The 23,216-nt window shown below is 71.8% G+C and carries 25 protein-coding genes; 9 read left to right on the top strand and 16 right to left on the bottom strand.

What is annotated here, in order from left to right; translation table 11 throughout:
* Nucleotides 1-195: 195 nt before the first annotated feature.
* The 7 genes from IE290_RS34330 to IE290_RS34300 all read right to left on the bottom strand — a co-directional run bounded on the left by IE290_RS34330 (nucleotide 196) and on the right by IE290_RS34300 (nucleotide 6,364).
* Nucleotides 196-798 (bottom strand): dihydrofolate reductase family protein, encoded by a 603-nt coding sequence (locus IE290_RS34330; protein WP_191248895.1) that lies wholly within the window; start codon nucleotides 796-798, stop codon nucleotides 196-198.
* Nucleotides 799-1,206: 408 nt separating this feature from the next.
* Nucleotides 1,207-1,398 carry a hypothetical protein gene (locus tag IE290_RS34325; protein ID WP_229874877.1) on the bottom strand — a complete coding sequence of 64 codons (192 nt, stop codon included), beginning with the start codon at nucleotides 1,396-1,398 and terminating at the stop codon, nucleotides 1,207-1,209.
* 36 nt (nucleotides 1,399-1,434) lie between these two features.
* Nucleotides 1,435-2,607 carry an FAD-dependent monooxygenase gene (locus tag IE290_RS34320; protein WP_191248894.1) on the bottom strand — a complete coding sequence of 391 codons (1,173 nt, stop codon included), beginning with the start codon at nucleotides 2,605-2,607 and terminating at the stop codon, nucleotides 1,435-1,437.
* Between the two features lie 11 nt (nucleotides 2,608-2,618).
* Nucleotides 2,619-3,206, bottom strand: a complete 588-nt coding sequence (locus IE290_RS34315; protein WP_229874876.1) for a maleylpyruvate isomerase family mycothiol-dependent enzyme — start codon at nucleotides 3,204-3,206, stop codon at nucleotides 2,619-2,621.
* Entirely contained in the window at nucleotides 3,193-4,026 is an 834-nt protein-coding gene (locus IE290_RS34310; protein ID WP_191248893.1) for a fumarylacetoacetate hydrolase family protein, read from the bottom strand. The genes IE290_RS34315 and IE290_RS34310 overlap by 14 nt, the downstream gene beginning before the upstream one ends.
* Nucleotides 4,023-5,096, bottom strand: a complete 1,074-nt coding sequence (locus tag IE290_RS34305; protein WP_191248892.1) for a cupin domain-containing protein — start codon at nucleotides 5,094-5,096, stop codon at nucleotides 4,023-4,025. The genes IE290_RS34310 and IE290_RS34305 overlap by 4 nt, the downstream gene beginning before the upstream one ends.
* Entirely contained in the window at nucleotides 5,093-6,364 is a 1,272-nt protein-coding gene (locus IE290_RS34300) for an MFS transporter (protein ID WP_191248891.1), read from the bottom strand. Before IE290_RS34300 ends, IE290_RS34305 begins: the two co-directional genes overlap by 4 nt.
* A gap of 48 nt (nucleotides 6,365-6,412) precedes the next feature.
* Here IE290_RS34300 and IE290_RS34295 point away from each other — a divergent pair, with 48 nt between their 5' ends.
* Nucleotides 6,413-7,150 (top strand): IclR family transcriptional regulator, encoded by a 738-nt coding sequence (locus tag IE290_RS34295; protein ID WP_191248890.1) that lies wholly within the window; start codon nucleotides 6,413-6,415, stop codon nucleotides 7,148-7,150.
* Nucleotides 7,151-7,213: 63 nt separating this feature from the next.
* Here the strand turns inward: IE290_RS34295 and IE290_RS34290 are convergent, their stop codons facing one another.
* The 5 genes from IE290_RS34290 to IE290_RS34270 all read right to left on the bottom strand — a co-directional run bounded on the left by IE290_RS34290 (nucleotide 7,214) and on the right by IE290_RS34270 (nucleotide 11,862).
* Nucleotides 7,214-7,690, bottom strand: coding sequence for a GNAT family N-acetyltransferase (locus tag IE290_RS34290; RefSeq protein ID WP_191248889.1), 477 nt, complete (start codon nucleotides 7,688-7,690; stop codon nucleotides 7,214-7,216).
* A 195-nt stretch (nucleotides 7,691-7,885) separates the two neighbouring features.
* A complete protein-coding gene (locus tag IE290_RS34285; protein ID WP_191248888.1) occupies nucleotides 7,886-8,965 on the bottom strand; it encodes a sensor histidine kinase in 1,080 nt (359 codons plus the stop codon).
* Nucleotides 8,966-9,068: 103 nt separating this feature from the next.
* The gene (locus IE290_RS34280; protein WP_191248887.1) at nucleotides 9,069-9,527 is read right to left on the bottom strand and encodes a MaoC family dehydratase; all 459 of its coding nucleotides are present in this window, start codon (nucleotides 9,525-9,527) and stop codon (nucleotides 9,069-9,071) included.
* Nucleotides 9,528-9,541: 14 nt separating this feature from the next.
* The gene (locus tag IE290_RS34275; RefSeq protein ID WP_191248886.1) at nucleotides 9,542-10,852 is read right to left on the bottom strand and encodes an MFS transporter; all 1,311 of its coding nucleotides are present in this window, start codon (nucleotides 10,850-10,852) and stop codon (nucleotides 9,542-9,544) included.
* A 107-nt stretch (nucleotides 10,853-10,959) separates the two neighbouring features.
* Nucleotides 10,960-11,862 (bottom strand): LysR family transcriptional regulator, encoded by a 903-nt coding sequence (locus IE290_RS34270; protein ID WP_191248885.1) that lies wholly within the window; start codon nucleotides 11,860-11,862, stop codon nucleotides 10,960-10,962.
* Nucleotides 11,863-11,969: 107 nt separating this feature from the next.
* Between IE290_RS34270 and IE290_RS34265 the strand changes: the two genes are divergently transcribed.
* From IE290_RS34265 to IE290_RS34250, 4 genes are read left to right on the top strand one after another with little or no spacing between them, the layout of a single operon-like run.
* Nucleotides 11,970-12,905: a CoA transferase subunit A gene (locus tag IE290_RS34265; protein ID WP_191248884.1), complete on the top strand. Its 936-nt coding sequence runs from the start codon at nucleotides 11,970-11,972 to the stop codon at nucleotides 12,903-12,905.
* Entirely contained in the window at nucleotides 12,902-13,657 is a 756-nt protein-coding gene (locus IE290_RS34260; RefSeq protein ID WP_191248883.1) for a CoA-transferase subunit beta, read from the top strand. The genes IE290_RS34265 and IE290_RS34260 overlap by 4 nt, the downstream gene beginning before the upstream one ends.
* The gene (locus tag IE290_RS34255; protein ID WP_191248882.1) at nucleotides 13,654-15,156 is read left to right on the top strand and encodes a 3-hydroxyacyl-CoA dehydrogenase; all 1,503 of its coding nucleotides are present in this window, start codon (nucleotides 13,654-13,656) and stop codon (nucleotides 15,154-15,156) included. The genes IE290_RS34260 and IE290_RS34255 overlap by 4 nt, the downstream gene beginning before the upstream one ends.
* A 14-nt stretch (nucleotides 15,157-15,170) precedes the next feature.
* Nucleotides 15,171-16,331, top strand: coding sequence for an acyl-CoA dehydrogenase family protein (locus tag IE290_RS34250; protein WP_191248881.1), 1,161 nt, complete (start codon nucleotides 15,171-15,173; stop codon nucleotides 16,329-16,331).
* Here the strand turns inward: IE290_RS34250 and IE290_RS34245 are convergent.
* The 3 genes from IE290_RS34245 to IE290_RS34235 form a co-directional block, all read right to left on the bottom strand.
* The gene (locus IE290_RS34245; protein WP_191248880.1) at nucleotides 16,315-16,932 is read right to left on the bottom strand and encodes an FMN reductase; all 618 of its coding nucleotides are present in this window, start codon (nucleotides 16,930-16,932) and stop codon (nucleotides 16,315-16,317) included. The two genes, IE290_RS34250 and IE290_RS34245, sit on opposite strands and share 17 nt — an antisense overlap.
* A gap of 73 nt (nucleotides 16,933-17,005) precedes the next feature.
* Nucleotides 17,006-17,248, bottom strand: coding sequence for a DUF2630 family protein (locus IE290_RS34240; RefSeq protein ID WP_191248879.1), 243 nt, complete (start codon nucleotides 17,246-17,248; stop codon nucleotides 17,006-17,008).
* Between the two features lie 45 nt (nucleotides 17,249-17,293).
* Nucleotides 17,294-18,388, bottom strand: coding sequence for a glycosyltransferase (locus tag IE290_RS34235; protein WP_191248878.1), 1,095 nt, complete (start codon nucleotides 18,386-18,388; stop codon nucleotides 17,294-17,296).
* Between the two features lie 221 nt (nucleotides 18,389-18,609).
* Here IE290_RS34235 and IE290_RS34230 point away from each other — a divergent pair, with 221 nt between their 5' ends.
* From IE290_RS34230 to IE290_RS34220, 3 genes are read left to right on the top strand one after another with little or no spacing between them, the layout of a single operon-like run.
* The gene (locus IE290_RS34230) at nucleotides 18,610-19,506 is read left to right on the top strand and encodes an acyl-CoA desaturase (protein WP_191248877.1); all 897 of its coding nucleotides are present in this window, start codon (nucleotides 18,610-18,612) and stop codon (nucleotides 19,504-19,506) included.
* Nucleotides 19,503-19,706 (top strand): hypothetical protein, encoded by a 204-nt coding sequence (locus IE290_RS34225; protein ID WP_191248876.1) that lies wholly within the window; start codon nucleotides 19,503-19,505, stop codon nucleotides 19,704-19,706. The genes IE290_RS34230 and IE290_RS34225 overlap by 4 nt, the downstream gene beginning before the upstream one ends.
* A 29-nt stretch (nucleotides 19,707-19,735) precedes the next feature.
* Nucleotides 19,736-19,936, top strand: a complete 201-nt coding sequence (locus IE290_RS34220) for a cold-shock protein (RefSeq protein ID WP_020421349.1) — start codon at nucleotides 19,736-19,738, stop codon at nucleotides 19,934-19,936.
* A 58-nt stretch (nucleotides 19,937-19,994) separates the two neighbouring features.
* On the opposite strand, the gene IE290_RS34215 is transcribed toward IE290_RS34220, so the two are convergent.
* Complete coding sequence (locus tag IE290_RS34215) at nucleotides 19,995-21,251, bottom strand: ROK family protein (protein ID WP_191248875.1); 1,257 nt, start codon at nucleotides 21,249-21,251, stop codon at nucleotides 19,995-19,997.
* Between the two features lie 190 nt (nucleotides 21,252-21,441).
* On the opposite strand from IE290_RS34215, the gene IE290_RS34210 reads away from it, so the two are divergent.
* Entirely contained in the window at nucleotides 21,442-23,211 is a 1,770-nt protein-coding gene (locus IE290_RS34210; RefSeq protein WP_191248874.1) for a DUF8728 domain-containing protein, read from the top strand.
* Nucleotides 23,212-23,216: the final 5 nt, after the last annotated feature.

Here is a 23,216-nt window from a genome sequence, read left to right as displayed (position 1 = left end):
TCCAGCATCGCGCGTACCCACCGGTAGTGTGATCGTCGCACCCGCACCGTGCCGACGGCGGATTTTTGTCGGAACCCTCCAAAGGACCGCTCTGACCCGGGACAATGCGCGCGGCTCGCGCGCACGCGGGACCCGGGGAGCCCTGAGAGCCTGGTCACTCCGCAGTTGTAGGAGACGGCCAACGGCCGGGGGCGGTCAGCGGCGGACCGGGAAGCGCAGGTGCAGCACGCCGTCGCCCTGGATGACCACGTCGGGATCGCCCAGCATGAGGTTGCCGTCGGCGAGCGTGCCGAAGAACGGCTTGCCCCGGCCGAAGACGACCGGCACCACGTCGATCGCCACGTGGTCGATGAGTCCCAGCTCCAGCGCCTGCCCGCCGACGTCACCCGCGCCCACGCCGATCTCGCCGTCGCCGGCCAGCTCCTGCGCTCGCGCGATCCCCTCCGCCACCGAGCCGGCGAAGTGGTACGGCGCCTCCGGGTGCCAGCCCTCCGGCCGCGGCCGGTGCGACACGACCACGACGTGCTCGCTCGCCGGCGGATGCCCCTCCCAGCCGTTGGTCAGATCGAACTGGTGCCGCCTGACGACCAGGACCTTCTGGCGCGACCACATGCCGCGCACGTACTCGGCCGAGGCCGCCGAAACGCGGAACGGCGCGCCGTGGACGTCGGCGTGGTCCTCCTCGACGAGCGGGTGGTCGCCGTTGAAGTACCAGTCGTGGAGCGGCCCCACGTCGTCGTGCTCGTCGGCGATGTAGCCGTCCAGCGAGGCCACCGCGTGCAGGTAGGTCGTCCCCATGGTCGCTCCTCCCAGTGGGACCAGCGTCCCCCTGGGGCGGCGCCGACGCAACAACCGCCGACGGGGCACCCCGTGGCGAGGTGCCCGGTCACCGAATGTGCCCGCTCGCCAGACACGAGCGTGGCGGCCGGGTGCTCGCCGACGATCCGCGCGCCCCAACGTGCGGCGAGGCACACCAGGCCCGCCACCCGGCTGGCCGCGGTTTCGGGCATCCGGTTCGTGGATCCGCTTACCGGCGCACCTCGTGGTGCGAAGGCCCCGACCCGCGCGGACTCCCGCCACGCCAGCGGTTTCGCGGAGCCGTCGAACGGCGCTGCGCCCACGGGGTGCGAGCCCAAGCCAAGACACGAGCGCGGCCAGCCGTGCCGCACCGGGGGCACCCCGCGCGCGAGGTGCCCCGTCACCGCCTCAGGGCTGGTACAGCCAGTCCGTCCAGCGGTAGTCGTCCAGGCGACGCTCGGCCAGGTACTGGTTGCGCAGCAACCGGGCCAGCCCGTCGCAGTGCCACAGCTCGCCCCACACGCGGGCGCTCAACTGCACCCGCCCCGTGCGCGCCTGCTCGTACACCACGAGCGCGGCCAGCCAGTCCAGCGCCGCCACCGGGGGCACCCCGTAGCGAGGTGCCCCACCACCGCCTCAGGGCTGGTACAGCCAGTCCGTCCAGCGGTAGTCGTCCAGACGGCGTTCGCTCAGGTACTGGTTGCGCAGCAGCCGGGCCAGGCCGTCGCAGTGCCACAGCTCGCCCCAGACGCGGGCGCTCGACTGGACGCGCGCCGTCCGCGCCGTGCGGGCCTGCTCGTACGCCGCGAGCGCGGCCGGCCAGTCCAGCGCCGCCGCGGCCTGCTGCTTGGTGACCTCCCCGGCGAGGCTGTGCGCGTCCTCCAGGGCCTGGCACGCACCCTGCGCGAGGTACTGCAGCATCGGGTGCGCCGCGTCGCCGGTCAGCGCCAGCCGGCCGTCGACCCAGCGGTCCACCGGCAGCCGGTCGTACATCGGCCACCGCCGGTCCCGCCACAGCCACGCCAGCCCACGCCGCACCGCGTCGCACGTGCCGTCGAACGCCGCGTCCAGCTCGTCCGGGCCACCCCACTCCGCCTCACCTCGCGCGTAGGCGGGCGAGGCGAACACCGCGACCGTGTTGAGCAGTTCCCCGCCCCGCAACGGGTACTGCACCAGGTGACACCGCGGTCCGAAGTGGACGACCACGTCGGTGAGCACATCGGAATCCAGCCCGGTCACCTCGGCCACCGGGCGGGTGCCCCGGTAGGCGACGTAACCCGAGCACACCGGCTGGTCATCGGACAGCCTCGGCCGCAGCGACGACCACAACCCGTCGGCCGCCAGCGCCGCGCCCGCCGCGAACTCCCGCTCCCCCGCCCGCACGCGCACGCCGCCGTCCAGCACCTCGACGTCGTCCACCTTGTGGTCGGCCAGCAGCTCGACCCCGGCGTCGGCGCACGCGTCGTGCAGGATGGTCAGCAGGTCGCTGCGGTGGATCACCACGTACGGCGCGCCGTAGCGCTCGACGAACCCCGGGCCGAGGTCCATCGAGGTCAGCTCGGCGCCGTCGAGCGCGTCCTTGAGCACGAGCCGCCGCGGCAACACGCCGCGCGCGACGACCTCGTCGAGCAGGCCCCATTCGCGCAGGATCCGGGTGGCGTTGGGAGCCAGCTGCAGCCCGGCGCCCACCTCGGCGAACGCGGGCGCCCGCTCCAGCACGCGGACCCGCTGCCCGGCCGAGGCGAGCGCGAGGGCGTTGGCCAGCCCGCCGATCCCGCCGCCCACCACCACGACATCGGTGTCGGTCATGTCCTCTCCTCCTACAGCCACGGGCCGAGCTCGGGGGCCTGGCCGGTGCGTCCGGTGAGCCAGCGCGCGAGGGCGGGCCCGTGCCCCTGCGCGATCCGGCGCTTGAGCGTGTCGGCGATCAGTGCCTCGACCAGGTCCGCGGGCAGGTCGTCGAACCCCACCCCGCGGTCGAGGTCGGCGGCGTGCACGGCGACCTCGCGGGTGCGCATCCACACGATCTCGGTGGCCGGGACCGTCCGGCCCTGCGCGGTGACCACCTGGTTGGACCACGCTTCCTCGGGCAGCGCGTCGAGGTCCGCGGCCAGCGCGTCCGCCGATTCCCGCACCAGGCGGCGCAGTTCGGCCACGGGCAACCGCGCACCCGTCTCGATTTCGGCGTTGCGCTGTTCGGTGCTCGCGTACATCCGCGACTCGACCCCGGTGCGGGCCCAGCTCACCAGGCGGCGCAGTGCTTCGGCGTTGTAGTGCAGGTGCGCGACGAGGTGGCGGCGGGTCCAGCCGGGCAGCAGCGTCGGCGCGTCGAACTCCGCGTCGTCGAGCTGGTCGATCGCCGACAGGATCAGCCGCGTGCCCTCGTCCATCCAGTCACGCGTGCTCATCACGCGCCACGTTCTCCAGCCGGCCCAGGCCGCTGATCTCGGTGACCAGCCGGGCGCCGTCGGACAGGTAGCGCGGCGGCTTGCGCGCGTGGCCGACGCCGCCGGGCGTGCCGGTGGCGATGACGTCGCCGGGCCGCAGCGTCAGGATCGTGGACGCGTAGCGGACCAGTTCGACCGGGTTGAACACGAGGTCGTCGGTGTTCGCCTTCTGCACCTGCTCACCGTCCACCGAGCAGGTCAGGTCAAGCGCGGGTGTGGTGCCGCCGGGCAGTTCGTCCGGGGTCACCAGGTACGGGCCGAACGGAGTGGTGCCCTCGAACGTCTTGCCCTGCAACCACATCGGCGAGCGGTACTGCCAGTCGCGGGTGGTGACGTCGTTGAGGACGCTGAACCCGGCGATCGCCGCGGCGGCCTCGGTTTCGCTCGCGCGGCGCACGGTCGCGCCGATGACCAGCGCCAGCTCGGCCTCCCAGTCCACCGCGTGCGATTCGGGTGGCAGCGCGATCGGATCGGCCGGGCCGATGAGCGCCTCCGGGTACTTCGCGAACAGCGTCGGGTATTCCGGCAGCTCGCGGCCCATTTCCAGGATGTGGTTGCGGTAGTTCAGGCCGACGCACAGGATCTTGCCCGGCCGCGGCACGACCGGGGCGAGGTCGGCGCCCGCCAGCGGCCGCTCCGGCGTGACCGCCTCGGCCTGGGCGCGCCAGTCCTCCTGTGCCAGGAAGGCGCCGACATCCGGGGCGCCGAGTTCGGCGTAACGCTCGCCCTCGACGCGGATGGCGCGGGTGCCCTCGGCGGTGCGCAGGGTCGCGAGTTTCACTGCTGTCCTCCCACCCGCACGCGGTCGGCGTGCAGTCGTTCGAAGATCGGGGTGTCGCTGAACCGGAACAGGTCCAGCTGGGTGCCGGCGGCCAGGGTCACCTCGGCCCAGGACGGCACGACGAACAGGTCACCGTGGTCGACGGTCCACTCCTGATCGCCGACGCGGACCGTGCCGGTTCCCTCGAAGACCTGCCACACGGCCGAGCCGACCTCCTGCCGCGGCGCGGTTTCCGCGCCGGGGCGCAGCCGGTGGAACTCGGCGCGGATCGTCGGCATCACGTCGCCGCCGGTGGTCGGGTTGGTGAAGCGGACCGCGGCGTGGCCCGGTTCGACCACGCCCGGGTGGCCCTCGTCCTCCAGGGCGAGCTGGTCGGTCAGCGCGGCGTCGGTGTGCTCCCACCGGTAGGCGGCGATCGGCGAGTTCACCGCGGGCGCGGTCTGCGACACCGGGCGCAGGCCCGGGTGGGCCCACAGCCGCTCGGCGCGCGAGCGCTCCGGGGTCTGCGTGCTGGACACCTGCTCGGGGCCGAACTCGAAGAACGCCGAGCCGGTGTAGTGCACGAACGGGATGTCCAGGCCGTCGATCCAGGCCATCGGTTCGGTGGAGGTGTTGTGGTGGCCGTGGAAGTGCCAGCCGGGGGTGAGCAGGAAGTCACCGCGGCGCATGGCGACGGGGTCCCCGTTGACGACCGTCCACACGCCTTCGCCCTCGACGACGAACCGGAACGCGTTCTGCGTGTGCCGGTGCTCGGGCGCGTTCTCGCCCGGGCCGAGGTACTGGATCGCCGCCCACAGCGTCGGCGTCGCGTACGGCGCGCCGCCCAGTCCCGGGTTGGCGAGCGCGATGGCGCGCCGCTCGCCACCGCGGCCGACCGGCACCAGCTCGCCGGCCTTCTCCGCCAGCGGCAGCAGGGTCTTCCAGCGCCAGGCGTGCGGGCGCATCGCCGGGGACGGGCTCATCGGCATCAGGTCGCCGATCTCGGTCCACAGTGGAACGAGGAGTTCCTCGGCGAACCCCCGGTACAGCTCGTCGAGTTCGGGGGACGGTTCGGGCTGGTTGCTGGTCATCGGGTGACCACTCCTTCCTTGGCGAGGACGGGACGGGGGCAGGCCCAGACGAAGCCGCTGGCGACGGCCGCGCCGACGGCGAACATGAGGAAGTTGGCGGTGACGCCGAACCCGGCGGCCAGCAGCCAGCCGCCGGCCTGCGGCGCGAGCACCGCGCCGATGCGGCCGATGCCCAGCGCCGAGCCGAGCGCGGAGCCACGCAGCGGGGCCGGGTAGTGGTCGGCGACCGCGGCGATGATCAGGCACTGCGTGCCGTGCGTGCCGACGCCGGCCAGGACCAGCGCGAGGTAGGCGACGAACTGGGACGGGCGCAGTACCAGCACGAGCAGGCCGGCGGCGGCGACGGCCGCGGCGAGCACGGCGGCCTGGCGCGGGCCGAGGCGGGCGCCGGCCCACGCGGTGACGAGCGAGCCGCCGACGGCGCCGAGGTTGAGCGCGAGCAGGAACGTCAGCGACGAGCCGAGGTCGAACCCGCTCTGCCGCATCAGCTGCGGCAGCCAGGTGCCCAGCCCGTACCAGGCGAACAGCGTCGCGAGCGTGGCGAGGGCGAACAGCACGGTGGCGCGGATGTAGGGCGGCTTCAGCAGCGCGCGGAAACCCCGGTGCGGCACGGTTTCCGTCTCCGGGACGAGGTGGTACTCGCGTTCCAGTGCCTCGGCTTCGGCGGTGCGGCCCTTGGCGCGCAGCCAGGCCGGGGACTCGGGCAGCAGCCACGCGCACAGCGGCAGCACGAGGACGAGCGCGAGCAGCGCGAACGCGAACATCGCCTGCCAGCCGTAGCGGGGCAGGACCGCGATGCCGATCAGCGCGGCGAGGCTGCCGCCGATCGGGACGCCGGACATCATCAGCGTGGCGACCAGCGACCGGCTGCGGGCCGGCACGAACTCGCTGCCCAGCGCGTTGGCCGAGGGCACCAGGCCGCCCAGGCCGAGCCCGGCGAGCAGGCGGAAGGCGCCGAAGACGACCGGGTCCGGGGCGATCGCGCAGAGCGCGGTGAACACCGAGAACCAGGCGGTGCAGGCCAGGATCGTCCGGCGGCGGCCGAGCGCGTCGGCCAGGCGGCCGGCCAGCAGGGCGCCGAGCAGCATGCCGAGGAAGGCCAGGCTGCCGAGCAGGCCGGCGGTGCTGCTGGTCAGGTTCCAGCCGGGTTCGGTGAGCAGGCGCGGGAGGACCGTGCCGTAGACGATGAGGTCGTATCCGTCGAACACGACGACCACCCAGCACAGGGCGGTCACCAGGGGCGCGACGTTGCGCGGTGCGGCGGGCATGGGAGGAACGTAAGCGAGGTTCTGTCAGCAGGGATCTACAATTCTGCTGTGAAGAACAAACCGCCGTACGCGATCGACTCGGTCGACCACGCGCTGCACCTGGCGACGATGCTGCAGGAGGGGCCGCTGGGGGTGTCGGAGGCGGCGTCGCGGCTGGGGGTGTCGCGGTCGACGGCACACCGGCTGCTGGCGATGCTGGTGTACCGGGACTTCGCCGAGCAGGGCCCGGACCGCCGCTACCAGGCCGGTCCGGTGCTGCGACCGGCCGATCCGGTGGGCGCGCCGGTGACGTTGCTGCGCCAGGCGGCGATGCCGCACCTGCGGACGCTGGTGGAGCGGGTGCGGGAGACGGTGAACCTGCAGGTGCTGGCCGGGACGGAGGCGCGGTTCCTGGCGTCGGTGGAGTGCGAGCAGATCCTGCGGGTGGGCGACCGGGCCGGGCGGGTGCTGCCGGCGCACCTCGTGTCGGGCGGCAAGGCGCTGCTGGCCGCGCTGCCGGCGGCCGAGCTGACGCGCCGGTATGCGGGGACGGACGTCAACCTGGCCCGCCTGCGGCGCGAGCTGGGCCTGATCCGGCGGCGCGGCTTCGCGATCAACGACCAGCTGACGGAGACCGGACTGACCGCCATCGGGGTGTCGATCCCGTGGCCCAGCACCGACGAACCGGCGGCGGCGGTTTCGGTGGCGCTCCCGTCGGCCCGCTTCGACCACGACCTCCTGCCCACGTGGGTGGGAGCCCTGTCCGCCACGGCGACAGCGATAGCCCGCGACCTGGGCGAGGGCTGAATCGCGCGCCTGCGGGTCAGCCGCTCGGTAGGTCGACGCGGGCGCAGCAGACGTCGGCGGCGGTCAACGGGCCGGTGGGAGGAGGACCGTTTGCAGCAGGCACGGCGAGACGGCGAACCCGTGCCGCTGATAGGCCGCCACCGCCCGCGACGACGAATGCACCGTCACCCGCTCCAGCCCCAGCTCCGCGGCCAAGTCGAGGAGCCCCTGGATGAGCCGCCCGCCGAGGCCGGTGTCGCGTGCTTCGGGCACGACGTAGACGCACTGCACGTCGCCGGAGGCGCGGGTGAACGTGTACGGCGCCGGAACGCGCGGGGTGAGCGCGAGGAACCCCATCCCGATCACGGCGCCGTCCCGGACGAGGACCAGGCACCGGTGGGTGGCCGCGTGCTGCCGCGCCCAGGCGGCGAACTCCCGCACGAACCGGTCCCGCTCCACCCCCGGCGGTGGCCCGTCCCGCTCGGCCACCCACCGCCACCGCAACCCGGCGACGGTCTCGAGTTCTTCCGGACGGGCGGGGCGGATCTCGGTTCCCGGCATGGGCCGATCGTGCCCGCTGGGGCTACGGCGCGCCGGGCAGCCGCACCGACCACAGGCCCTCATCGGCGCGAGACCGATCCCGACCCCCCGCAAGGGCAATCGCAACCCGCGGCGCTACGGCGCACCGGGCAGCCGCACCGAGGCCACGAGCTCCACCACCGAAACGGATCCGACTCCCCGCTGGGAGCAACCAAACTACGGCGCAGCCGGCAGCCGCACCACCGCCACGAGCCCACCGCCGGCGCGGGGCCTCAGCTCGAGCGTCCCGTCGTGGGCTCCGACGATGCTGTGCACGATGGCCAGCCCGAGGCCGACCCCCGCGTGCTCGCCGGTTCGGGTGCGCTTCGTGCCGCGCTGGAACGGTTCCGTCAGCGTCGGCACCAGTTCCGGCGGCAGCGGGTGCCCGGTGTTCTCCACCCGCACCACGCTCGCGCCGCCCTCGGGTCCGGTGTGGACGGTCACGGACCCGCCCTCGGGGAGGTTGTGGACGATCCCGTTCTGGACGAGGTTCGTCACCGTCCGCAGGATGAGCTCGGCCGAGCCCGCGGTCCGCGCGGCCTCTCCGGTGACCTCGAGCGTGATCCCGCGCCGTTCGGCCAGCGGCAGCAGCGTTTCCGCGGCCTGTTCGGCGATCAGCGACAGGTCGACGGGCTCGCGGGTGAAGCTCCGGCGGTCGCTGCGGCTGAGCAGCAGCAGCGCCTCGGTGAGGTCGATCGCGCGCGTGTTGACCGTGTGCAGGCGGTCGATGAGCTCCTCCCGGTCCCACGTCGGGTCCTTGCGCGCGACGTCCAGGAGCGTCTGCGAGATCGCCAGCGGCGTGCGCAGCTCGTGGGAGGCGTTCGCGGCGAACCGTTGCTGCTCGGACACCTGGGATTCGAGTCGTTCGAGCATCGTGTCGAACACGTCGGCCAGCTCGCGGAACTCGTCCTCGGGGCCGTCCATCCGGACCCGGTGGGACAGGGACCCGTTCGCCGCCTTCCGCGCCGCGTCCGTGATCCGGGTGAGCGGTGCGAGCATCCGGCCGGCGAGGACCCATCCGCCCAGCAGCCCGAAGAACAGCAGGAAGGCCAGCGAGGTCACCGCGGCGGGGACGACGGCAGGCAGCAGGCGGAGAACGTGCGGCGGCGGCCCCGGCGCGCCGAGCACGCGCTCCGGCACCGACTGCGTCAGGAACACCCAGACCACGGCCAAGAGGATCACGCCGGCGAGGAGGAGGAAACCGGCGTAGCTGAGGGTGAGTTTCATCCGGGCGCTCAGCGCGGGGCGTCTACGCATGAGCACTGCCGGTATCGATCCGGTCGGGCCCGTCCCCCACGATCAGCACGCGCATCCGCCCAGCCTAGGCAGGACCGCGTATCGCCGGCATATCCGATACGCCCTACGGGTAGTAGCGCGTCAGCGATTCCGCCACGCAGGCCGGCTTCTCCGCCCCCTCGATCTCGAAGGTGAACTTCCGCGTCACCTGCACCCCGCCGCGGCCGACCTCCTCGACCGCGGCGATCTCGGCGTGCAGGCGCACCCGGCTGCCCACCGGGACAGGCGCCGGGAAGCGGACCTTGTTCACGCCGTAGTTCAGCGCCATCCCGACGCCGGTGACCTGCAGCAGCTCGGCGACCATCGGGATGCCCCAGCTCAGCGTCATGTACCCGTGGGCGATCGTGCGGCCGAACGGGCCCCGCGCGGCGCGCTCGGGGTCGGTGTGGATCCACTGGTGGTCCCCGGACACCTCGGCGTAGGCGTCGATCAGCTCCTGCGTCACCTCCCGCCAGGACGAGTACCCCAGGTCGCGCCCCGCCAGCGCCAGGATCTCCGGGATCCCGTTCGCCACCACCGGCATCGCAGTCACTCCCCTCAGGCCGCGACGGCCTGCGCGCTGGACTCCTCGCCGGCGCGCTCGTCGTAGTTGGGCTTGCGCAGCAGCGCGAGCATGCAGCCCAGCGTCAGCAGCACCTGGAACACCGCGTACACGATCACGGCGACGATCGATCCGGTCTGGCTCAGCAGGAACTGGCCCACGATCGGGGTGGTGCCGCCGAGCAGCGTCCCGCACAGCTGGTAGCACAGCGAGATGCCGGTGTAGCGCACGTTCGCCGGGAACCGGCTGGCGAGCATCCCGGCCAGCGCCGCGTAGTACAGGCAGTGCGGGACGGTCGCGACCACCGTGCCGACCATCGCCAGCGCGTAGTTCTCCGTGCCGATGAACAGGAACATCAGCGGCATCAGCAGGATCTCCGGCACGAGCATCACGATCACCGCGCGGGACCAGCTGCGCATCTTCGTGGCGATCAGCGCGCCCCACGGCTGCACCAGGATCTGGGTGATGTTGGCGACCAGGATGATCGTCAGGAACGAGCTCTTGTCGAAGCTGAGGTCCGAGGTGGCCCAGGACAGCGCGAACGTCGACTTGAAGTACGTGGCCGACAGCCCGATGGTGCACGCGCCGATGCCGAGCACGATCAGCAGCGGCTGGGTCCGCAGCACCTCGGTGAACGGCAGCTTGGCGACCGCCTTCTGCTCGATGAGGTTCGCCATCGCGGGCGATTCGGCCACCCGCAGCCGGATGAACAGGCCGACGATCACCAGCAGCGCGGAGAACAGGAACGGCACCCGCCAGCCCCACGAGACGAACGCGTCGTCCGGCAGCTGGCTGATCGCCAGGAAGCTGACGGTGCTCAGGGTGTTGCCCACGGGCGAGCCCTGCTGGGCGAACGCGCCGTAGAGGATCGACTTGCCCTTGGGCGCGTGCTCGGAGGCGATCAGGACGGAGCCGCCCCACTCCCCGCCGAGGCCGATGCCCTGCACCATGCGGATCGCGACGAGAAGCAGCGGAGCGGCGACGCCGATCTGGGCGTAGGAGGGCAGGACGCCGATCAGCGTGGTCGAGATGCCCATCATGAGCAGGGTGATGACCAAGGTCTTCTTGCGGCCGAGGCGGTCGCCGTAGTGGCCGAAGATGATCCCGCCCAGCGGCCGGGCGAGGAAGCCCACCCAGAACGTGGCGAACGCGACGAGCGTGCCCAGCGCGCCGTCCAGTTCGGGGAAGAAGACCTTGTCGAAGACCAGCGCCGACGCGGTGCCGTAGATGTAGAAGTCGAACCATTCGATGGTCGAGCCGATGAACGACCCGATGCCCGCTCGCCTGGCCGCCGTGGCCGTGCTCATGGTGATTTTCTCTCTCCCTTGAGATCCCGTGTTGCTCGCACACCGTGCCAAACAGGACCTAGAAGAGTCCAATACCGAATGACGGGGTCGGTAAGACGATGGTCGTCTCACTGGGCGCGGACAGGCGTCGGCAACGCCTGCTCCGCGATCGCCAGCACCGTGCGAAGAGCCGCCGACGGGTTGTCCGGCCGCCAGGCCAACGCGGCCTGCAACCGCACCGGCTCCCCCGCCAGCCGCCGGTACGCCAGCCCCGTCTGCTGGATGTGCTGGCACGACGACACCGTCAACGTCACCCCGACCCCAGCGGCCACCAGCGCCAGGATCGTGTACGAATCCGGCGCCTCCTGCACCACCCGCGGGTTGAACCCGGCCGACACGCACACCCGCACCGTCGCATCCCGCACGCTCGACCCCGCGTTCGCCGGGAAGCTCACGAACGGCTCCTCCGCCAGGGCCTCCACCGGCACCTCGTCCAGGCGCGCCAGCGGGTGGTCCGACGGCAGCGCGCAGATCATCTCCTCCTCGTCGATCACCCGCGCCTCCACGCCCGGCTGGGTGATCGGCAACCGCACGAACCCCAGGTCCAGCGAGCCGTCCGCGACCCTCGCCAGCGCGACGTTCGCGTAGGTCTGCCCGCGCATCACCAGCTCCAGCCCGGGGTGCGCGGCCCGCACCGCCCGGGTCAGCAGCGGCAGGCTCTCGTGGCTCGACGCCCCCGCGAACCCCACCGTCACGCGCCCGTACTCGCCCCGGCCGGCGGCGCGGGCGGCCTTCGTCGCGATGTCCAGGTCCTCCATCACCCGCCGCACCGGGCCCAGGAAGGACTCGCCCGCGCTGGTCAGCCGCACCGACCGGGTGTTGCGCTCGAACAGCTGGACCCCCAGCTCCTTCTCCAGCTGCCGGATCTGCTGGGACAGCGGCGGCTGCGCCATCTGCAACCGCTTGGCGGCGCGCCCGAAGTGCAGCTCCTCCGCCACCGCCAGGAACGACGTCAGATAACGCAACTCCATTATTACCGTCTCCGTCTTGATCTGACCCGAATTCGGTATTGGACTCTAATCAATGTTCCTGGCACGGTGAAGACCGCCCCAACCCACGAGCTTCGAGGAGCGCGACGATGCCCCGCCCGGGTCCGGACAAGACGATGAGCCTGCGCGACGCGGTCGCGGCCTTCGTGCACGACGGGGACACCGTCTCGCTGGAAGGGTTCACGCACCTCATCCCCACCGCGGCCGGGCACGAGATCATCCGCCAGGGCCGCCGCGACCTCACCGTCGTCCGGATGACCGCGGACATCGTCGTCGACCAGATGCTCGCCGGGGGCTGCGTGCGCAAGCTGGTGTCGTCGTTCGTCGGCAACTCCTCGGCCGGCTCGCTGGGCGAACTGCGCCGCCGCATCGAGCACGCCGACCCCGAACCGCTGGACTTCGAGGAGTACAGCCACTACGGCATGATCTGCCGCTACCTCGCCGGGGCGCAGCGCCTGCCGTTCTACCCGCTGCGCTCCTACGCCGGCTCCGACCTGCCGCGGGTCAACGCGAACATCCGCAAGGTCGCCTCGCCCTACGGCGACGAGCAGATCTACGTCGTCCCGCCGCTCAATCCGGACGTCACGATCATCCACGCCCAGCGCGCTGACCGGGCCGGCAACACCCAGATCTGGGGTCTGACCGGCATCCAGGCCGAAGCGGTGTACGCCGCGGAGAAAGCCATCGTGGTGGTCGAGGAGATCGTCGCCGACGAGGTGATCCGCTCCGACCCCAACCGCACGGTCGTGCCCGCGCACGCCGTGGACGCCGTGGTCGAGTGCCCGCGCGGCGCGCACCCGTCGTTCGCGCAGGGCTACTACGACCGCGACAACGCCTTCTACCGCTCCTGGTCGGGCATCAGCAGGGACAAGGAGAAACTGGCCGCGTGGATGGCGGAGTGGGTGCACGGCACCGCCGACCACGCCGAGTACGTCGCCAAGCTGGGCGACGAGTTCTGGGCGGGCCTCGCCGTCGGCGAAGCCCTGAGCGAGCCGGTGAACTACGGACGGAGGCTGCAGAAGTGACCACGTCGAGCGAAATCCTGTCCGTCGTCGCCTCCCGCGAGCTGGCCGGCAAGCGGACGGTGTTCGCCGGGATCGGCCTGCCCACGCTGGCCGCGTCGCTGGCGCACCTGACCGTCGCGCCCGACCTGGAGATCGTCTACGAGTCGGGCGTCTGCGGGGCGCACCCCTCGCACCTGCCCGAGACCATCGCCGACGCGGTGCTGATCACCGGCGCCGAGGCCGTCCTGTCGATGCCCGCGTTGTTCGGGTACGTGCTGCAGGGCGGGCACATCGACGTCGGGTTCCTCGGCGCCGCCCAGATCGACCGCTGGGGCAACCTGAACTCGTCGGTGATCGGCGACTGGCAGTCCCCGAAGGTGCGGCTGCCCGGTCCCGGTGGCGCGATGGAGGTCATGGCGAACTCGCGCGAGGTGTTCGTGGTGATGCGCCGCCACGATCCGCGGTCCTTTGTGGACGAGCTGGACTTCTGCACCTCGCCCGGGCCGGACCGCGCGCTCGCCGACGGGGTGACCCCGTTCGGGCTCGGCGTCACGAAGGTGATCACCGAGCTGGGCATCCTCGCCCGCGGCGGCCCCGGCGAAGAGCTGCGGCTGGTCGCCCTGCACCCCGGCGCCACCGTGGAGCAGGCGCGCGCGGCCACCGGCTGGCCGCTGAAGGTCGCCGACGACGTGACGGTGATCGCGCCACCGAGCGAGGCCGAACTACGGTTGCTGCGCGAGGATGTCGACCCGGAGCGGGTGTATCTGCGATGAAGGAGAGAACCGTGCGCATCAGGATCGTCGGGACGGGGGTGATGGGCCGCGGGATCGCCCAGTGGGCGGCGACCGCCGGGCACACCGTGGAGCTGGCCGACGCCCGGCCGGAGTCGGTCGGCGAGGCTGTGGAGTTCATCCGCGGCATGCTCGACCGGGCCGTGGCGAAGGGCCGCAGCACCGCCGAGGAAGCCGCCGCGATCGGCCAGCGGCTGGTGCCGCTGGACTCCCCCGCCCAGCCGGGCGAGGCGGACCTGGTGATCGAGGCGATCCGCGAGGACCTGGACACCAAGGCCGCGTTGTTCACCGACCTGGAGAAGGCGCTGCCGGCCTCGACGGTGTTCGCCACCAACACTTCGTCGCTGCCGGTCACGCAGATCGCCGCGCGGCTGTCGGATCCGACCCGGCTGGTCGGCCTGCACTTCTTCAACCCGGCGCCGCTGATGAAGATCGTCGAAGTGATCCCCGGCGCCCGCACCCGGCCCGAGGTGGTGGACACGGTGTCCGCGCTGGTCCGCGAGACCGGGCACAACGCCGTGGTCGTCTCGGACACGCCGGGCTTCCTGATCAACCACGCCGGGCGCGGCCTGGTCACCGAGGCGCTCGCGCTGCTGGAGCGCCAGGCCGCCGACCCGGCCGAGCTGGACCGCATCGCGCGGGACGTGCTGGGCCTGAAGATGGGCCCGTTCGAGCTGATGGATCTCACCGGGCTGGACGTCACCGCGACGGTGATCGAGTCGATCTGGGCCGGGTTCCGCTACTCCGACCGGCTGCGCGCGTCCTTCCTGACGCCGAACCGCGTGGCCGCGGGCCTGCACGGCCGCAAGACGAAGCAGGGCTGGTTCGACTACTCCGAAGGCGCCGAAAAGCCCGGCGAAAAGCCGGTCACCGGGGACGCCGATCGTCCGGTGTGGACGGACGACGAGGAGCTGCGCGCGGCGCTGACCGAAGCCGGGGCGAAGGTCGCCGACACGGTGACCGCGGACGCCGTCGCGCTCGTCACGACCTGGGGCACCACGGTCGCGACCGCGATCGCCGCGCAGGGCCTGCCGCCGGAGCGGACGTTCGGCGTCGACCCGCTGTCGATCCGGACCGATCGCCGAGTTCTGGCGATCACCCCGGCCGCCGACCCGGCCGCGGCCCGGGACGCACGCGCGGTGCTCGCGCGTGACGAGAAGAGCGTTTCGGTGGTGCGGGACGTCGAGGGCGGGGTGGCTCAGCGGCTGGTGTCCTCGATCGTGTCGGTGGCCGCCTCGATCGCCGAACAGGGCATCGCCGCGCCGGCGGACATCGACCTGGGCGTGCGGCTCGGGCTCGGCTACCCGCGCGGCCCGCTGGCCTGGGGCGACGAGGTCGGCCCGGCGCGGCTGCTCACGCTGCAGCGCGCGCTGCACGAGGCCACCGGCGACCCGCGCTACCGGCCGACGCGGTGGCTGACCGAGCGCGCCCAGCTCGGCCTGCCGCTGACCGCCCCCGGCACCGCGCCCGAAGACGTCTGAGAAGGAGAAGAGCAATGCTGGCACGGGATTTCGGGCTCACCGAGACCCAGCGCGACTTCCGCCGGATGGCGGCGGAGTTCGTCGACGCCGAGATCGCGCCGAACGCCCGCGAATGGGACCGCGCCGAGCACGTCGACCAGTCCGTGGTGCGGCGGCTGGGCGAGCTGGGGTTCCTCGGCCTGACGCTGGACGAGCGCTACGGCGGGGTGGACGCCGACATGCTGTCCTACGTGCTGGTCACCGAGGAGCTGGGCCGCGGCGATTCGGCGGTGCGCGGGATCGTGTCGGTGTCGCTCGGCCTGGTGTCCAAGACGATCGCCGCGCACGGCACCGACGAGCAGAAGCAGGAGTGGCTGCCTCGGCTGATCAGCGGTGAGGCGCTGGGGTGCTTCGGCCTCACCGAGCCCGGCACCGGATCCGACGCCGGGTCGCTGACCACCCGCGCCAAGCGCGACGGCGGCGACTGGGTGATCAACGGCAGCAAGATGTTCATCACCAACGGCACCTGGGCCAAGGTCGCGCTGACCTTCGCCCGGACGAGTGAGGCCGGCATCACCGCGTTCCTGGTGCCCACCGACTCCCCCGGGTTCACCGCGAAGGAGATCAAGGGCAAGCTGGGCCTGCGCGGCCAGGCGACGGCCGAGCTGACCTACGACAACGTGCGCGTGCCCGACTCGGCGCGGCTGGGCGAGGTCGACAAGGGCCTGGGCATCGCGCTCGGCACGCTGTCCCGCGGCCGGATCTCGGTGGCCGCGGGCGCGGTCGGTGTCGCACAGGCCGCCCTGGACGCGGCCACCCGGTACGCGACCGAGCGTGAGCAGTTCGGCAAGCCGATAGCGTCGTTCCAGCTGGTCCAGGAGCTGCTCGCGGACGCCGCGGTGGACGTGCAGGCCTCGCGGCTGCTCACCCACCAGGTGGCGCGCATGGCCGACGCCGGGATGAAGCCGAAGGAGTACGCCACGGACGCCTCGGCCGCGAAGTACCACGCGAGCGAGACCGCGGTGCGCGTGACGAACAACTGCCTGCAGGTGTTCGGCGGTTACGGCTTCATCGACGAGTACCCGGTCGGCAAGTACGTGCGCGACGCGCGCGTGCTCACCCTCTACGAGGGCACCAGCCAGGTGCAGAAGCTGATCATCGGCCGCGACCTGACCGGCGTCAACGCGATGACGTGATGCCCAGCCGGGCCAGCTGCTGATCGAAGGGGACGAACTCGTCCTCGTCCGCGGGAGGTGCGGCGGCGGGCCGGCCACCCATCGCCGTGGCCAGCTCACCGGCCGCTCGCTCGATGCGGGCGGTCAGGTCGCCCTCCGGCCCGTCGGAGGCGCCCCAGTCCTCGGAGGCGGCGAACACGGCGGTCGGCACGACGTCGGCGCGCAGGTAGGCGAACAGCGGCCGCAGGGCGAACTCCAGCGCGAGCGAGTGCCGGGCGGTGCCGGCGGTCGCGGCGATCAGCACGGGTTTGCTCTGCAGCGAACCGGCCTCGATCACGTCGAAGAACGACTTGAACAGGCCGCTGTAGGAGGCGTTGAAGATCGGCGTGACGACGATCAGGCCGTCGGCGCCGGTCACCGTCTCGATCGCGTCGGCCAGCTTGGCGCTGGGGAAGCCGGTGACCAGGTTGTTCGCGATGTCGCCGGCGAGGTCGCGCAGCTCCACGACCTCGATGCCGGCGCCGATCTCGGCGGCCGTGGCCTTGGCCAGGCGGTCGCCCAGCAGCCGCGTCGAAGACGGGCTGCTCAGACCGGCCGAGACGACCACGAGTGTGCGGGACATGGACCTCACCCTGCTCAGGTAGTTGTGCGTTCAACTAGTCGGCACAACGGCCCGGGCGGGGCGGGTATTCCCGTCACTGCCGGTAGGACTCGACCTCGCTGACCGGGCGGGCCTTGGCCTCGTCCGGGTTCTCGCCGAACTCGCGCGCGGCGCGGCGCTGGCGGAGCAGGTCCCAGCACTGGTCCAGCTGCTCCTCGACCTGACGCATCCGGGTCCGGTCCTCGTCGCTCAGGCCACCGCCGACCGAACGCGACCGCAGCTCGTGCTCCTCGGCGATCAGCTTGTCGATGTTGGCGATGATGTCCTGGTCGGCCATGGCGTCACTCCTCGTTCCGGTCACCGCCTCAGACCGTACCCGCGATCACCCGTAGCTGCGCCCCTTCCAGGTCGCGCCGCGCCCGCGCCAGTGCCGCACCGCCGAATCGACGGTCATCAGCAGGTACAGCGTCGCGGTGACGGGCAGCAGCAGCGCGGCCGGCCAGGGCTGCCGGTAATAGCGCAGCATCGGGACGAACGTCGCCGTCATCAGCAGCCACGCCGCGAGCGCGAGGGCCCGGGCGGCGCCGGTGGCCGCGAAGGTCAGCACCGGCGGCGCGAGGAACACCAGCGCCAGGCCCAGCACGGTGCCGGCGAGGAGCAGCGGGGAATGCCGCAGCTGGGTGTAGGCACTGCGCGCGATCATGTCCCACAGCGAGCGCAGCGTGGGGTACGGGCGGACGCTGCGCACGTCGTCGGCCAATCCGAGCCAGATGCGGCCCCCGGCGCGCTTGATGGCACGGCCGAGGGCGACGTCGTCGATCAGCGCGTCCTTGATCGCCGCCACTCCCCCGGCCCGCTCGAGCGCCGTGCGCCGCACGAGGCAGCAGCCTCCGGCCGCCGCGGCGGTGCGGCCGGGGCCGTTGACGCGCCGGAACGGGTAGAGCATCGCGAAGAAGTACACGAACGCGGGAACGATCAGCCGCTCCCAGCGGGTGCCGGTGCGCAGGCGGGCCATCTGGGACACGAGATCGCGGCCGTCGGCGGAGGCGACCAGCGCGGTGACCGAGTCCGGGCCGTGGGCGATGTCGGCGTCGGTGAACAACAGGAAGTCGACCTCGCCGGCCTCGGTGACGCCGTGCGCGAGTGCCCACAGCTTGCCGGTCCATCCGGGCGGGCGGTCACCCGGTGTGGTGACGATGAGCCGCGCGCCGCCCAGGGCGCGGGCGAGATCGCCGGTGCCGTCGCCGCTGCCGTCGTCGACGAGGATCGTCCGGAGTGGTCCCGGGTAGCGCTGGGCGAGCAGTGCCGGGAGTGTTTCCGGCAGGATCGCGGCCTCGTCGCGCGCGGGTACCACGACCGCCACCGACGGCCACGCGACGGGCTCGCGGCGGGGCGGTAACCGCTGGTCAGTGCGCCAGAAGCCGGTCGCCGCCAGCCACAGCCAGGCCAGCAGCGCGACCACCGCGGTGATGATCATGAACCGCAGTTTCCCACGCGGTGACCGTGACGGAGGCGATCCGATGCGGTAGAGTCGTTCTTGTCGGGAGATTCTCGCAGGCTGGCACCGGGCCGGTTTCGTTCCCTTCGGTTGGCCCATCGTGGTTGATCCTCCACGAGAGAAGTTCCTTTTTGACCTCTTCGACTTCCGTCGTCCCGGACCGGAAGACTCCCAAGCCTCTGCTGTCGGAACCAGCGTCGATGACCGAGATGGTGGTCATCCGCGCGTTCCTGATCATCCCCTTCGCCGCGCTGATCGCCGCCGTTCCCCTGCTCTGGGGCTGGGGACTGAGCTGGCTCGACCTCGCCGTGGCCGCCGCGTTCTACACGGTGTCCACTTTGGGCATCACGATCGGCTACCACCGCTACTTCACCCACGGCGCCTTCCGCGCGAACCGTCCACTTCGGATCGCGCTGGCGATCGCGGGGAGCATGGCCGCGCAGGGACCGGTGATCGGGTGGGTGGCCGACCACCGTCGCCACCACGCGTTTTCCGACCGTGCGGGCGATCCGCACTCGCCGTGGCTGTTCGGCACCTCGCCGGCCGCGCTGGCCAAGGGTTTCTGGCACGCCCACATGGGGTGGCTGTTCGGCCGCGACCGGACCAATGTGGAGCGATTCGCGCCGGATCTGGCCGCTGATCCCGACATCCGCGCGGTGGACCGGTTGTTCCCGCTGTGGGTCTCGTTGTCGGTGCTGCTGCCGGCGCTGATCGGCGGGCTGGCGACGATGTCGTGGTGGGGCGCGCTGACCGGGTTCCTGTGGGCCGGGCTCGCACGGGTCGCGTTCCAGCACCACGTGACCTGGTCGGTGAACTCGATCTGCCACATGATCGGTGACCGCCCGTTCGCCAGCCGGGACCGCTCGGCCAACTTCTGGCCGCTGGCGATCCTGTCGATGGGCGAGTCGTGGCACAACTCCCACCACGCCGATCCGACCTGCGCCCGCCACGGCGTGCGGCGTGGCCAGATCGACGTGTCCGCCCGGGTGATCTGGGCGTTCGAACGTCTCGGCTGGGCCTGGCAGGTGCGCTGGCCCACCGAGCAGCGGCTGGCACGGCTGGCCGTGAAATCCGCACCACCGAAGGGATCGTCATGACCTGGGCTCGCCACGCTTCCCCGCCGCGTCCCGAAAGCGGCCCGATCGCCGAGGCACGCGCCCGGATGGCCGAGGACGAGGCGATCGCCAACCACCGTGCGGCGCGCACGGTCGCCGACCACGCGCTGGACGTCCACGACTGCCGCGAGCTGCTCGCCATGCTCGGGCTGACCACGAAGGGCGCGGCTTCCGCGCTCTGATTGTTAGAGAAAATATCAAGGAGAAACACATGGCACAGGGCACCGTCAAATGGTTCAACGCCGAAAAGGGCTTCGGCTTCATCGCGCAGGAGAGCGGACCGGACGTCTTCGTCCACTACTCGGAGATCGACGGCAACGGCTTCCGCAGCCTTGAAGAGAACCAGCAGGTGACCTTCGAGATCACGCAGGGCGCCAAGGGCCCCCAGGCGAGCCGCGTCAGCATCGTCTGAGTCCTCGCGACGGTTCAACGGGCCGGTTCCCCACTGGGGGACCGGCCCGTTGCCGTGTTCAGGCCGCCGTCAGGTCCGGCAGCCCCGCCGGGGTGCCGGCGTCGATCCACCTCGCCAGGCGGTCGCGCGTGAACAGCTCGTCCAGCACCATGAACGCCGCGCCCACCACGCCCGCCTGGTCGCCCAGCGAGGAGCGCACGATGCGCAGGTCCCGCGTCGCCAGGGGCAGGGACCTGCCGTAGATCACCTCGCGGATCGTGGCGAGCAGGTGGTCGCCCGCACCGGCCACGCCGCCGCCGATCAGCAGCAGCGACGGGTTGAAGAAACTCACCAGCATCGCGAGCTGGTCGCCGATCAGCCGTCCCGCGCGCTGGATCAGCTCCAGCGCCGCCCGGTCGCCGTTCTGCGCCGCCCACGCCACGTCCTCCGCGGTGACCACACCGTTGCCGGCGAGCCGCTCGGCCAAGATCGGGCTGGCGCCCTCCTTCGCCGCCGTCTCGCCGTCGCGGGCCAGCGCCGCGCCCCCGGCAAGCGCTTCCAGGCAGCCGACGTTGCCGCAGCGGCACACGACCGTCGTGTCGGTGCGGGCCGCCGTGTGCCCGATGTCGCCGGCGCAGCCCTGGCTGCCGCGGTGCAGGTGGCCGCCGGAGATGAGCCCGGCGCCGATCCCGGTGCCGATCTTGACGTAGAGGTAGTCGCGCACCCCGGCCGCCGCGCCGGCCCGGAACTCGCCGAGCGTCATCGCGTTGACCTCGTTGTCCACCCACACCGGCGCGTTGTGCCGCCGGGCGAAGTGGTCGCGCACCGGGTAGCCGTCCCAGCCGGGCATGATCGGCGGGGCGCTGGGCCGCCCGGTGGCGAACTCGACCGGCCCCGGAAGCCCGATGCCCACACCCCACACCTGCGCGTCCGGCCGGGCGGCCAGCAGGTCGTCGAAGAGCGCGCCGACCTGGGCGAGCACGGGTTCCGGCCCGCGGGCGACGTCGGAGGGCTCGGTGCGCTGCGCGAGCAGGGTCCCGGCGAGGTCGGTGAGCCCGGCGCTGATGCTGGTGGCGCCCAGCTCGGCGGTGAGGATCACCCCGGCGCCGGAGCGGAACCGCAGCTCCCGCGGCGCGCGCCCGCCGCTGGAGGGGCCCAGCTCGCCGTCTTCGAGCAGCCCGGCGCGCATCAGGTGGCCGACGCGCTGGCTGATGACGGTCCGCCCGAGCCCCGACCGCCTGCCCAGCTCCGGCCGGGTCCGCGCGGCGCCGGAGCGCACCAGGTCGAGCACCAGGACCAGATCGTCGAGCTGGTCGGACGGGATGGTTGCGGTCACCAGTTCAAAATAGCGGATTCACGCCGACATCGGCGTGAAATGTCGCCCGATCAGCCGCCCACGCGCAGAGATTTACCTGGAATCAGCACAAGGGTGTCGGCTTGGCCGGTTGAACTCGCCCCGTCACCCTGCCGCCTCGACTCTGCCAATCTCCGACTACGTCAGTGCGCCACAGGTGGCAGGGGGCCTCGTGATCGTTCTCGACCAGCGACCGGACCTGACGGAGTGGCTCACTGCGGCCGTCTTCATCAGCTGGGCGGCGATGGCCATCGTCTTGATTCTCGGCTGGCCTCGCTTCCCCACCTCAACAAGGTGGCGAGCAGCAGGCCTCGGCACCACCGTGGCGGTGTCACTCGCACATCAGATGCTCTTCTACACCGTCACCGAGGACGCGTTCATCACCTACCGCTATGCCCTCAACCTCGCCGAAGGTCGCGGCCTGGTGTTCAACCCCGGCGAACGGGTCGAGGGGTACTCGAACTTCCTGTGGACCGTGGTTGTCGCGATTCCGCAGGCGATCGCCGGCCGGGGGATCATGGCCGTCTCCATCGCGCTCGGCATGGCCTGCACTGTCGGCTGCGTCGTGCTGGCCTACCTCCTCACGAATCGGATCGTCGCCTCCGCCGGTTCGAAGAGCCGCGCCGAGGTCGGACGGTTCGGGCTGTTGGCCGCCGCGCTCACCGCGGTCGCCGGCAGCCTCGCCGCCTACGCCAGCTCCGGAATGGAAAGCTCGCTCTTCACGTTGCTCGTGCTCGCGACCTGCTTCGCCGTGTTCACTGATCACCACTTCACGGCAGGCGTCCTGGCCGCGCTCGGCACGATGACGAGGCCGGATGGCGCACTGGTGGCCGTAGTGGTCCTGGGCTCGCTGCTGGCCGGCCGGGGCGACAGGGTTTCGCGACCGCGCCCCGTCGTCCTCTACACGGCCGGAGTACTCGTACTGGCCGTGCCCTGGACGGTCTGGCGACTCCTCTATTACGGACACCTGCTGCCGAACACGCTGGCCGCGAAGTCGGGCGGCGCCCTCGGATGGCAGCTGAGCGAGGGGCTCAAGTACTTCGCCGACTTCGGGCTCGCGCATCACGGACTCCTGCTCGTCGCTGTCGCGGGCGCGACAGTGCTGGCACTGCACGGGAAGGCCGGACCTGCCGCTTCCTCGAAGCCGGCCCGCCACGCGGTGTGGCTGCTGTTCACCATCGCGGTCGCCTACACCTTGTTCGTCGTATACGTGGGCGGCGACTACATGGCGGCATGGCGCTTCTTCGCACCAGTGCCACCCCTGTTGGCGACAGCCACCGCGTCGGCGACGGGCATCGTCCTCGCCGGACGCGCCACCGACCGGCAAGACTTGGAGGTCAGGCCGACTCACCAGGACGCGCACCGCGGCCTACCACTCGTCACCGCGACACTCTGCCTGATGTCGTTGCTGATCAGCGTCATGGCGCCGAGAATGGCGCCCCTCATCCACACCGGCGGTCGCTACACGGCCGCTCTCGCCGAAATCGGCGACTGGTTCCACGCTCGGCTCGAACCGGGGACCGTGATCAGCACCGTGGCCAACGGAGCGATCTCGTACAACGCCGGCCCGGAGATCGTCGTCGTGGACGCCCTCGGCCTGACCGACGAGCACATCGGCCGGCAGGGGACGAAGGACAACCCGATTCACGTCGCCGGGCACATCTCGAACGACTGGGAATACGTGGTGAACGAACGGAGGCCGTCGCTCGTGATCGTCACGGGCCGCGGATACGCGACGAGTCAGCCCTGTGCCGTCGATGCTCGCTACGCCGGAGCTTTCCGGCACTGGGTCGAGAACGGAAGCTATCGGACCGCCACGTTCCGGCGGGACGGACAACAGAACTGGGTGGTGGTGTACTTGCGCAGCGACAGGTTCCCGGACTTGCGGGCAGCCCTCGACGGGGATCCTCGCTTCACGTATGTGCCGTGCCCGGGTCAGTGACCGCC

It is taken from the genome of Amycolatopsis deserti (genome assembly GCF_014653945.1).
Taxonomy (GTDB): Bacteria; Actinomycetota; Actinomycetes; order Mycobacteriales; family Pseudonocardiaceae; genus Amycolatopsis_E; species Amycolatopsis_E deserti.
This window is presented reverse-complemented; position numbering and strand designations above follow the sequence as displayed.